Origin of the sequence: Flavobacterium branchiophilum NBRC 15030 = ATCC 35035 (assembly GCF_002217205.1) — a bacterium.
GTDB lineage: Bacteria > Bacteroidota > Bacteroidia > Flavobacteriales > Flavobacteriaceae > Flavobacterium > Flavobacterium branchiophilum.
In genome coordinates, this window is record NZ_MUGT01000010.1 from 1 (window position 1) to 11,459 (window position 11,459).

The window sequence follows — 11,459 nt, forward strand, 5'->3', positions numbered from 1 at the left end:
ATTATTCAAAAAAAAATAGTTCCGTAGCTCAGCTATGCAACGATTTTTTTTGAAAATTTTTTCTAAAAAATAACTACGCATCTTTGGACTATTTTATAAATATATTTGGTATTATTTTCATTTTTTATTTAACTTCACGTTTGTAATATGTGATGCCAAACGGATTGGTTCCTGCGGTAGTTGTGCTGCTATAAGTAGCGGCACCTGCATTTAAATTGTAAATTGTAACGGCAGTTGCGGCAGCACCAGAATGTGAGATAAATAATTTTGTTCCCGATTCATTAATCGTAATATTGTGTGGAGTTCCTGTTGGTGTGGTAGTTGCAGCTCCAATTTGACTTGAATTAGAAGCATTTAGTCCATACAATTGCCCAGCAGCAATGTTTGTAGCAAAAATATAATTCTGATCATTAGTTGCAAAAATACCGTGTGCTCCTACAAAATTTGAATTTGAAATTACAGTCAAATCTGTACCGTTCAAAGTATATATCTGGCCTGATTGGCAGGGTACAAATAATTTGTTTGACCCTTGCAGGTGGAATAAATGAGGATCTTTACCAACATTAACTTCGGCTGTTTTGGTGTAATTAGAACTATTGTACAGATAAACTTTGTCATTTGTTGTACTAGATGTAATAATAGAAACATAAGCTTTTGTTCCGTCTTTTGTCAAAAACACATCATGTGGTTTTGCCCCTACATTTATCGTTTGTACAACGGTGTGTGTTGCCAAATCGATAACAGAAATAGTGTTATCCACATCATTATTAACCCAAAGTTGTTTGCCTAATCCATCGGCCCACATGTGAAAAACACCATTACCCACATTTACAAAACCTTCAACCGCTTTTGACTGTGGATTTACTATATGCACTTTTTTTCCTAATCTATCACCTACATATATTTTATCTTTCGTAGGCACATAAACTGCATACATAGGCTCGGAACCTGCTATAGCGATTGTACTAGACACAGCATTTGTATTGGCATCAATTAAACTAATTGTTCCATTGCCTCTGTTTGCAACAACTACTTTTTCTTCGTACACTTTTTCGGCTACTGGGTCGCTATCCTTGTTACATCCCATCAATAATAATGTAAATACAATACTATTAAATACTAAAACTAAATTTCTACTAGTCATGATTGTTAAATTAAAATAATTATGAAGCAAAAATAGGTTTCAATATTATAAAAAATTGTTAGATATCTAACAAAAGCTTGGATTTACAAAAAAAAAACACTCTTTTTTAAGAGTGTTTTTTTTAATATAATCAAATATGTTTTAAACCGTTCTGTTGATGTCAAAAGCTTCTAAATAATCTGCAACTCTTTTTACAAAACTACCACCTAAAGCACCATCTACAACACGGTGATCGTAGCTGTGGGATAGGAACATTTTTTGACGAATGCCTATAAAATCGCCCTCTGGAGTTTCTATTACCGCAGGCACTTTTCTAATGGCACCTAAAGCCAAAATGCCCACTTGTGGTTGATTGATAATTGGAGTGCCAAAAACGCTGCCAAAGGTACCAACATTTGTAACTGTATAGGTGCCGCCTTGGGTATCATCTGGTTTCAGTTTGCCCATTTTGGCACGATTACCCAAATCGTTAACCGCTTTAGCCATACCTACTAAATTCAATTGATCGGCATTTTTAATAACAGGAACAATCAAATTGCCATTAGGCAATGCTGCTGCCATGCCCAAATTGATGTTTTTCTTTTTGATAATAAATGTTCCTTCCACAGATATATTCATACCAGGAAAATCTTTCAAAGCTTTGGCTACAGCTTCCATAAAAATTGGCGTAAAAGTAAGTTTTTCGCCTTCTCTTTTTTCAAAACTGGCTTTGTTTTTGTCTCGCCATTTTACAATATTAGTAACATCTACTTCTATGAATGATTGAACATGTGCAGAAGTTTGCACAGAGGCAACCATATAACCCGAAATTAACTTTCGCATGCGATCCATTTCAACAATTTCGTCTCCTCCGTTTACTGAAGGAGGAACAACAGCTGGTTGAATGGCATCATTTTGTATAGGTTGTTGTATAGGTTTTGAAACAACATTATGTATAACAGCTTCATTTTCAATATTTTGATTATTACTGCCTCGTTGGGCAACATAAGTCAAAATATCTTCTTTTGTAACCCGACCATCTTTGCCAGAACCTACTATAAGATCTAATGCTGCTAAACTAACATTTTCTTGTTTGGCAATATTTTTGACCAAAGGCGAATAAAATTTATCTGATACAACGGGGCTTGTAAATACTGATTTTTGCTCAATTACAGTTTCAATGTTTTTTTCGAGTGTGGCAACAATTTCTGGCTTTACAATATCGGAATCTGCTACTTCATCTCCCGGAACCTCAATAATAGCAATGGTTTGTCCCACTTGTACCAAATCGTCCTTTTGAAATAATTGTTCTATTAATATACCCGAAACTTCGCTTGGCACTTCGCTATCCACTTTGTCTGTGGCAATTTCGAGTACGGCTTCATCAGCTTCAATGGTATCGCCAATTTGTTTTAACCAATTTGTAATGGTTGCCTCTGCAACACTTTCTCCCATTTTTGGAAGTTTCAATTCAAATTTTGCCATATTGATAACTTATAAGGTGGTATCTATTTTTATTTTACAAAATTAATAAAATTTATTACCTAAAATAATTAATTTGCTAATTTTTTTAAATTTATTTTGTTTCAAAATTGGATTACTTCTCCCCTATCCGAACTGGAATTGGAACCAATTGCAAAAGGACTTTGTGGTGGTATTATTTTATAAAACACTTTGTTGCTTTTTGGTGTGTTCATAAAATCAATAATACTTTTAAAATCAATCGAATGGGCATCAAACACTATTTCAAAAACGGCCTCTGCATCCTTTAACTGCGAAATTACATTATTAATATTTTCAAAAGAAGTAATTTGAAATTTTTTTTGATATTTCTGAGACATTTTTTCTATTAATGCCCTATTTTGGCTTACTATTATAAAATGATTTGCCTTACTTAATGGTTTTTTTTGATAGAAATACGTTTTATATATTGCAAAAAAAGATATTGCAAAAGTAGTAAAAATATTAAATATATAATTTACCTTAAAATGTTTTTTGTAAAAAAAAAGCATAGCCTCTTGAAATCTTTTCATATACGTCATGTCTTTTATTGTACTTTCACCTTTGTAATGTATAATAGCGGTATCATGAAAATAGTAATTGTCTTTTTGTTCTAATAAAACCCTGTAACTCAAGTCTATATCATCTGCATACATAAAACATTGTTCATCAAATCCTGCTACTTTTTCATATAATTCTTTTTTCATAAACAAGAATGCACCTACTAAAATCGACACTTTTCCTGTTTGATTGTCCTTCAAATGACCAGCATAATATTGATTAAACCATTGTATATGAGGAAATATTTTATAAAGTCCCGCCATTTTTGTAAAAGCCACCCATGGTGTAGGAACTTCTCGTTTACTTTCGGGCAAAAAATGCCCAGTACCATCTAAAAGTTTACATCCTACAATACCCAAATTTGCTTTAGAATTAGCAAAATGATATATTTTCTCAAAAGTGTCTTCGGCAACCACAGTATCTGGGTTCAAAATACAAATATAGTCTCCTTTTGCAAGGGCTACCCCCATATTATTTCCTTTTGGAAAACCATAATTAGTAGTGTTTTCAATTAAAATCACATCAGGAAATCGAGATTTGACCATCAAACAACTATCATCTTGAGAGTGATTATCGACCACAATGATTTCAGAATCTATATTTTGCAATGCTTTTTTTACACTTAATATACATTGTTGCAAAAAAAAGCTAACATTATAGTTAAGAATGACGACAGATATTTTCATTATATTAAAATTCCATTTTATAACGCAAAAATGCAATAAATATTCTAAAAACGAGCTGTACATTTAATAATAAAAAATGGAAAATCTAATATTTTAGTTTTGGAAATTCAAAATCATTAACAGGAGTTCAAAATTTATTGAATTTTAAAATAAGAAGGTTAAACTAAACAACATAAGTTGAGTATTTATAAAAAATAATGTGTGCCATTTGATTTTTTTTAAATTTGATGGCATAAATACGTCAAATAGGCAAACAAAAGTCTATTTTTGCATCAAAAATAATTATATCGTGAATTATCTTTCAGTAGAAAACATTTCAAAATCATTTGGCGAACGAACTTTATTCGAAAATATTTCGTTTGGCATCAATAAAGACCAAAAAATCGCATTTATAGCCAAAAATGGTTCAGGAAAAACCTGTATTATGAAAATTATTAATGGCGAAGACGAACCCGATTCTGGGCAAGTAGTAGTTAGAAAAGATATCAAAATGGCTTTTCTCTCACAAGATTATAATCTTCAAGAAGAATTAACTATAGAAGAAAGTATATTTGCGTCTGATAATGAAACACTCAAAGTAATAGAAGCTTATGAAAAAGCCCTAGAAACCCCCGAAGATGCTGAAGCCTATCAAAAAGCATTTGACCGAATGGACCAATTGAATGCTTGGGATTTTGAAACTCAATACAAACAGATTTTATTTAAGCTTAAACTAGAAAACTTCAAGCTTAAAGTAAAAAATTTATCTGGAGGTCAGAAAAAAAGGCTATCTTTAGCTATCATTCTAATTAATAGACCCGATTTATTGATTCTTGACGAACCAACCAATCATTTAGATTTAGAAATGATAGAATGGCTAGAAAGCTATTTTGCAAAAGAAAACATAACCTTATTTATGGTTACGCACGACCGCTTTTTTTTAGAGCGTGTATGCAACGAAATCATCGAATTGGACAACGGCAAACTGTATCAATACAAAGGTAATTATTCCTATTATTTAGAGAAAAAAGAAGAACGAATTGCCTCTGAAAATGCCAGTGTAGATAAGGCTCAAAATTTATTTGTAAAAGAACTTGAATGGATGAGGCGGCAACCCAAAGCAAGAACTACAAAATCGAAATCCAGACAAGATGATTTTTATATAATTAAAGAAAAGGCCCAAAGCAGAAGAAGAGACAACCAAGTGGAACTGGAAATCAACATGGAAAGGATGGGTAGCAAAATTATTGAATTGCACAAAATATCCAAACAATTTAAAGATTTGATTATTTTAAACAATTTTAGTTATGATTTTCAACGTGGTGAACGAATAGGAATTATAGGAAAAAACGGAACAGGAAAATCTACTTTCTTAAACTTACTTACAGGAACATTACCCCTAGATGCGGGCAAAGTGGTAGTGGGCGATACCATAAAAATAGGATATTATACACAAAGTGGCATCAATCCAAAGCCTGGTCAAAAAGTGATAGACATTATCAAAGAATATGGCGAATACATACCGCTTGCCAAAGGCAGGATGATATCGGCTGGTCAATTATTAGAACGATTTTTATTTGACAGAAAAAAGCAATATGATTTTGTAGAAAAATTAAGCGGTGGAGAATTAAAACGTTTGTATTTATGTACAGTTTTAATTCAAAATCCAAATTTTTTAATACTAGATGAACCAACAAACGATTTAGATATTGTAACTCTCAACGTATTAGAAAGTTTTTTATTGGATTATCCAGGTTGTTTGTTGGTAGTATCTCACGATAGGTATTTTATGGATAAAATTGTCGATCATTTATTTGTATTTAGAGGACAAGGAGAAGTAGAGGATTTTCCAGGTAATTATTCTGATTTTAGGGCTTATGAAGACAGTGCTGATGTAGTTTTAAAAGAAGAAAACAAAACCGAAAAGAAAGAATGGAAACAAAATAATCCAAAAGGCAATTTAACTTTTAATGAACAAAAAGAGTTTCAAAAAATTGAAAGAGATTTGAAAGATTTGGAAATAGAAAAAGCCAAAATCGAACAACTTTTTTCAGACAATCAAATAAAAGAAACGGAAATTGCACAAAAAGCCAAAGAACTTCAAGTAATAATTGAAAAAATTGAAGTGAAAGAAGAAAGATGGCTAGAATTATCAAGCAAAATGGAATAAATTATGCGTAATTTTTTTTTATCTTACATCCATTTTTTATGGCAATCAAAAAACGAACATGCCGTACATTCGCCTTTTGTTTTTAATTTGGTTACCCAATGTTTTTATGATAAAAAAAAGTATCCTTTTTATAAAATATTCAATAATTATAGACAACAGTTATATAAAAATAATAACATTATAGAAATTATCGATTTTGGTGCAGGCTCCAAAATTTTTAAAGACAATAAAAGAAGTGTCCGACAAATGGCAGAAAATGCAGGGATTTCAAATAAAAGAGCCCAACTATTGTGGCGGATGGTACAATATTTCAAACCAAAAAATATATTAGAACTTGGAAGCTCTTTAGGGCTTTCGACCTTGGCATTGTCAGAAAATAATTGCCATAAAATCACAACTGTAGAAGGTTGCGAAGCTACATACAAGCACTTTTGCAACTATTTTTTTCAAAAAGACAAACCCCATGTTGAGGCTATTCAGCAAGAATTTGCAGCATTTTTAGAACAAAATAATACAAAAAAATATGATTTTATTTATTTTGATGGCAACCATTCCAAAGACGCTACCTTAAAATATGTCGACTTGTTATTGCCCTATAAATCCAATGATTCTGTTTGGATTTTTGACGATATTTATTGGAGCAAAGACATGACAGAAGCATGGAAATCGATACAAAAACACCCCGAAGTACAAGTTACAATAGATACATTCCAATGGGGCATCGTTTTTTTTAGAAAAGAGCAGGCCAAAGAGCATTTTATTATTAGAGTATAAAAAAAAGCGTAATAACTATTTGTTTTACGCTTTTTTTATCCTATTAAGAATACATTTTTTGTCTGAGTTCTTGAATTTTAGCATCGTCCAAATAATCATCAAAAGTCATGTATCGATCAATGGCACCCTTTGGAGTTAATTCAATAATACGATTCCCAACCGTTTGCGAAAACTCGTGGTCATGTGTTGTAAAAATAACCGAGCCTTTATAGTTCTTCAAAGAATTGTTAAACGCCGTAATCGACTCTAAATCAAGGTGGTTTGTTGGCTCATCTATCATCAATACATTGGCCCGTTGCATCATCATTCTCGATAACATGCAACGCACTTTTTCGCCTCCAGACAATACCCTACACGTTTTGAGCGCTTCTTCGCCAGAAAAAATCATTTTACCCAAAAACCCTCTAATATACACCTCATCCCGTTCTTCTTCCGTTTTTACCCATTGTCTTAACCAATCGACAAGATTGTAATCGCTTTCAAAAAAATCGTGATTATCCACTGGCAAATAAGCTTGGTTTGTAGTAATTCCCCAATCAAATTGACCAGCTGCTGCTTGAATTTTGCCATTTAATATGTCGTAAAAAGCGGTTGTAGCCCTAGAATCTTTAGAAAAAAGTACAATTTTATCGCCTTTGGCCATGTTCAAATCCACGTTTGTAAACAAAACATCTCCATCTACCGAAGCACTTAAATTTTGAACATTCAAAATTTGATCACCAGCTTCACGCTCTTGATCAAAAATAATGGCTGGATACCTTCTACTTGAAGGCTTAATTTCAGAAATATTTAATTTTGAAATCATTTTTTTACGAGATGTAGCTTGCTTGGATTTGGCTACATTGGCAGAAAATCGTCGAATAAATTCTTCTAATTCTTGTTTCTTTTCTTCTGCCTTTTTATTTTGTTGGGCTCGTTGTTTTGCGGCTAACTGACTCGATTCGTACCAAAATGTATAATTTCCAGAATAATGATTGATTTTTCCAAAATCAATATCAGAAATATGGGTGCAAACAGCGTCTAAAAAGTGCCTGTCATGAGACACAACAATTACTGTATTTTCATAATTTGCCAAGAAATTTTCGAGCCATGCAATTGTTTCAAAATCCAAATCGTTAGTTGGCTCATCCATTATAAGCAAATCAGGATTTCCAAAAAGAGCTTGGGCAAGCAACACCCTTACTTTCAGTTTTCCCTCCAAATCAGACATTAAAGTATAATGATTATCCTCTGAAATACCCAAATTTGACAATAAAGACGCTGCATCAGAATCTGCATTCCAACCATTCATCTCTTCAAATTGTACCTGAAGCTCGCCTATTCTGTCAGCATTTTCATCTGTATAATCCAAATATAGGGCATCCATTTCTTTCTTTACAGCATACAAAATTTTGTTACCCATAATCACGGTTTCCAAAACAGTGTGTTCGTCAAACATATTATGGTTCTGATTTAAAACCGACATTCGTTTGCCCACCTCAAGATGAACGTGGCCAGACGTAGGATCCATTTCGCCCGAAATGATTTTCAAAAAAGTAGATTTTCCTGCTCCGTTGGCACCAATTACACCATATACGTTGCCGTGAGTAAAAACAGTGTTTACTTCGTCAAACAAAATGCGTTTGCCAAACTGAACGGATAAATTATTAACTGTTAACATGAAATAATTTTTATTATATTTGGTGCAAAAGTAATTAAAAGAGTTTAGTGTTTTGCTAGAAATTGTTTTATTTTTTTGTTCAATCACTTTTAAATTATTTATGATACAATTCCCCGTTCAATTTTCATTTTTAGGAACAAACTTTTATTTGCACAACGTCCTAGAATTTCTTGCTTTTTTTGTAGGAATGAGAATATATTACTACCAAAAAAGAAAAATTACCGATCAAATTTCAAACCAACACCGGCTTTGGATACTCATTGGAGCCATGATAGGTGCACTAATAGGATCCAGAGTTGTGGCATTGTTAGAAAATCCCTCCACAATTGGCCAGCAAACATGGCTTACATTTTACCAAAACAAAACAGTGGCAGGAGGTTTTTTGGGAGGTATATTTGGCGTAGAATTGGTAAAAAAAATTATTAACGAAAAACAAAATTCAGGCGATTTGTATGTCATTCCCATGATTGTGGCCCTCATTATTGGCAGAATAGGCTGTTTTTCCATGGGAGTCGCAGAACCCACATTTGGCAACAAAACTACTTTTTTTATGGGTTTAAATTTAGGAGATGGCATACTGCGACACCCCACTTCATTATACGAAATTATTTATTTACTCCTCTTATTACTCTTTTTTAGTACCTATCGTTTCAACCAATGGCCACACGGAAATGTATTCAAATTATGGATGAGTTTGTATTTTTTGTATCGATTTGTAATAGAATACCTCAAGCCACACGAAGTTTTAGGGTTTGGATTTAGCAGCATACAGTGGTGTAGTATTATAATTTTCACACACTATACCATATATTATTTATTATATTTTTATAAAAATAAAAAATTAAGTGCCAAATAGTAATATTCATAAACAAATAACCATTTCACAAAAGATAAGGTATCGTGATTCTGTAACAGCATTTAATTATTTGAATTCCAGAGTAATTCATTACAGCCAAAAGCCAAACAATAGATAAAAAGTACAAAATCCAATACAACAACAAACACCAAAACCATTAGGGCATGCCGCCAAAAAAAAGAAAGCCCCCACGCACCAAACCCTTCAGGTGGGGCTTCCTTTTTTTGCCGTCGGGCTATCACGAGCACACGGTGCCTTGCTCTATCCCTCATGCGGGCAACCCCCAATGGACAGCCTCCATTCACCAAAGATTTTTTTAAACTTCTTTTTTTTCGTTTTCACTTGCCTTTTCAAAACAAAAAAAGCCACCATGCACAACTTGCGGCACAGTTTTGCTACCCATTTGTTAGAAAATGGTACTGAATATCAATTATATACAGCATTTTATAGGGTATTCTAGTATAAAAACCACCATCATACACCCATTTAACCCGCAATGTGGTGGATAAAATAGAAAGTCCTTTAGAAAAATTAGAAAAAAATGTAAATAAAAATTAAAATATATAAAAAAATAATAGGTTGTTTTGAAAAATTTTATAAATTTGACAATTATAAAATAAAACAACAAATGATTATATTTAAGTTTTTGCCAAACAAAAATATGTTAAAAACGCAATAACTTTCGTATATCTACTAGTTGTGCGACACTTTGGAGCGACAGAAAACCGAAACGAAACTGAAAATGAAATTATATCTTTTACTCTTTATTTTAATTGGTCAATATTCTTTTTCACAAGAAAAAACAGCAGTTTATGTAAACGATGCAAAAGCTTATCATAATAAAACCATAAATTATTTTTCAAATGAACCAACATTCTGTGATTTAACCATAAACTCTGATTTTACATTTAGTTTTTATAGTCGACCAAATGTGAGTTGCTTTACTTGGAAAGAGATCAAAGGAAATTGGAAAAAGGAAAAAAACATTTATACTTTTTCAAGTCAATACGAAGTAAAGGAAAATGATACAAGATTTTCTTTTAGTCAAGACACAGCAAAAAGATATTTGTTAAAATTTAGAACTGATAAAAAATCAGAACTTAAAAATAGAATTATTAAAATTGAATTTATGTACGATATTGATGCAAAGTTAGACGAAGTGGAAAAAACAATGACTTTGAATTCTAACAATTCGATTGAAATTTCATTTACAGAAATTCCTAATATTGACAAACTTGCAGCAATAAGAATAGAATACCATTTAACTTCAATTGAAAAGAGGTTTGGATATATTACAGAAAACAAAACGGTAAACGTTAAAGAAAAAGATATTCCAAATGTTGTAGAAATTGAATTTGTAGAACTTCCAAAAAAAGAAATAGTTTACAGAACAACAATTGGAAAAATTGAAAATGACCAACTTGAAATAGTTTCATCGACATTAACAAAAACAAGTTTACCTTATTATTTGAAAGAAATTGGATTTGAGAAATATTATAAAATAGAAACTGAAAAATAAAAGCGATCGCACAACAGCAGTTAAGCACTATTGCGGTTTTGGTCAATATTTGAAAATTGGTTTTGTACTTGTAAATTCTTGGCTAATCCGACAATTTTCGCTTTCTTTGTCCGCAACAGACGCTTAGCTGCAAACGTTAGCCGTCAGTTTCGAGCAAAAGAAATTCTAAAGAAAAAATGTATGAAAGAGAAAGTGTATAAATATTCTGCAATTAGTCTAATAGTAATTAATTTCATTACTCTATATCTGTTTTATGACTATTTCACAGAAAATCCTGCAATGTTTCGTGGATTAGGAATATTAATGAATTTTTTTAGACTAATAATTTTTTCTGTTGGACTTGGGATTATTTTACTGGGAATTAGATTGTTTTTCCACTTAAGAAAAAAGACAAATCCAATAAAAACTCATTTTCTTTATATTTTTTCTGCAATACTTGGTGCAAATCTTTTTATTAATTGGTTAATTTGCATTTTTATGGAATTAATTAAACTTGACTCAATGCTTAATTTTGCTATTTTTACATTGCTGGCAATTTCTATTTTTTCAATTATTGACATTTATAAACTGAACTTTATAAACAAAAATAAATGAAAAAAAATATTAAACTTACAATGTCGTTAAGTTAAGG

10 protein-coding genes are annotated in these 11,459 nt (G+C 31.8%); 5 read left to right on the forward strand and 5 right to left on the reverse strand.

The window, feature by feature from the left end; genetic code table 11:
* Positions 1–124 precede the first annotated feature (124 nt).
* The 3 genes from B0A58_RS01460 to B0A58_RS01470 form a co-directional block, all read right to left on the reverse strand.
* On the reverse strand, positions 125–1,144 hold the full coding sequence (locus B0A58_RS01460; RefSeq protein WP_089079578.1) for a YncE family protein: 1,020 nt from the start codon (positions 1,142–1,144) through the stop codon (positions 125–127).
* Between the two features lie 141 nt (positions 1,145–1,285).
* Complete coding sequence (locus B0A58_RS01465) at positions 1,286–2,608, reverse strand: dihydrolipoamide acetyltransferase family protein (RefSeq protein ID WP_089079579.1); 1,323 nt, start codon at positions 2,606–2,608, stop codon at positions 1,286–1,288.
* A gap of 101 nt (positions 2,609–2,709) precedes the next feature.
* A complete protein-coding gene (locus B0A58_RS01470; protein WP_089079580.1) occupies positions 2,710–3,870 on the reverse strand; it encodes a glycosyltransferase family 2 protein in 1,161 nt (386 codons plus the stop codon).
* A gap of 289 nt (positions 3,871–4,159) precedes the next feature.
* Between B0A58_RS01470 and B0A58_RS01475 the strand changes: the two genes are divergently transcribed.
* Both B0A58_RS01475 and B0A58_RS01480 read left to right on the forward strand, forming a co-directional pair.
* Entirely contained in the window at positions 4,160–6,019 is a 1,860-nt protein-coding gene (locus tag B0A58_RS01475; RefSeq protein WP_014083816.1) for an ABC-F family ATP-binding cassette domain-containing protein, read from the forward strand.
* A 3-nt stretch (positions 6,020–6,022) separates the two neighbouring features.
* Positions 6,023–6,793, forward strand: coding sequence for an O-methyltransferase (locus tag B0A58_RS01480; protein WP_089079581.1), 771 nt, complete (start codon positions 6,023–6,025; stop codon positions 6,791–6,793).
* Positions 6,794–6,836: 43 nt separating this feature from the next.
* On the opposite strand, the gene B0A58_RS01485 is transcribed toward B0A58_RS01480, so the two are convergent.
* Positions 6,837–8,453: an ABC-F family ATP-binding cassette domain-containing protein gene (locus B0A58_RS01485; RefSeq protein ID WP_089079582.1), complete on the reverse strand. Its 1,617-nt coding sequence runs from the start codon at positions 8,451–8,453 to the stop codon at positions 6,837–6,839.
* 100 nt (positions 8,454–8,553) lie between these two features.
* Between B0A58_RS01485 and B0A58_RS01490 the strand changes: the two genes are divergently transcribed.
* Complete coding sequence (locus B0A58_RS01490) at positions 8,554–9,309, forward strand: prolipoprotein diacylglyceryl transferase (RefSeq protein WP_089079583.1); 756 nt, start codon at positions 8,554–8,556, stop codon at positions 9,307–9,309.
* A gap of 62 nt (positions 9,310–9,371) precedes the next feature.
* On the opposite strand, the gene B0A58_RS01495 is transcribed toward B0A58_RS01490, so the two are convergent.
* Entirely contained in the window at positions 9,372–9,614 is a 243-nt protein-coding gene (locus B0A58_RS01495; RefSeq protein WP_133063052.1) for a hypothetical protein, read from the reverse strand.
* Between the two features lie 437 nt (positions 9,615–10,051).
* Between B0A58_RS01495 and B0A58_RS01505 the strand changes: the two genes are divergently transcribed.
* Positions 10,052–10,828 carry a hypothetical protein gene (locus tag B0A58_RS01505; RefSeq protein WP_089079585.1) on the forward strand — a complete coding sequence of 259 codons (777 nt, stop codon included), beginning with the start codon at positions 10,052–10,054 and terminating at the stop codon, positions 10,826–10,828.
* 180 nt (positions 10,829–11,008) lie between these two features.
* Positions 11,009–11,422, forward strand: coding sequence for a hypothetical protein (locus B0A58_RS01510; protein WP_133063053.1), 414 nt, complete (start codon positions 11,009–11,011; stop codon positions 11,420–11,422).
* Positions 11,423–11,459 lie beyond the last annotated feature (37 nt).

Coding starts and splice junctions, on each gene's coding strand:
- B0A58_RS01460 (WP_089079578.1), bottom strand. CDS start 1,144: ATGACTAGTAGAAATTTAGTTTTAGTATTTAATAGTATTGTATTTACA.
- B0A58_RS01465 (WP_089079579.1), bottom strand. CDS start 2,608: ATGGCAAAATTTGAATTGAAACTTCCAAAAATGGGAGAAAGTGTTGCA.
- B0A58_RS01470 (WP_089079580.1), bottom strand. CDS start 3,870: ATGAAAATATCTGTCGTCATTCTTAACTATAATGTTAGCTTTTTTTTG.
- B0A58_RS01480 (WP_089079581.1), top strand. CDS start 6,023: ATGCGTAATTTTTTTTTATCTTACATCCATTTTTTATGGCAATCAAAA.
- B0A58_RS01485 (WP_089079582.1), bottom strand. CDS start 8,453: ATGTTAACAGTTAATAATTTATCCGTTCAGTTTGGCAAACGCATTTTG.
- B0A58_RS01490 (WP_089079583.1), top strand. CDS start 8,554: ATGATACAATTCCCCGTTCAATTTTCATTTTTAGGAACAAACTTTTAT.
- B0A58_RS01505 (WP_089079585.1), top strand. CDS start 10,052: ATGAAATTATATCTTTTACTCTTTATTTTAATTGGTCAATATTCTTTT.
- B0A58_RS01510 (WP_133063053.1), top strand. CDS start 11,009: ATGAAAGAGAAAGTGTATAAATATTCTGCAATTAGTCTAATAGTAATT.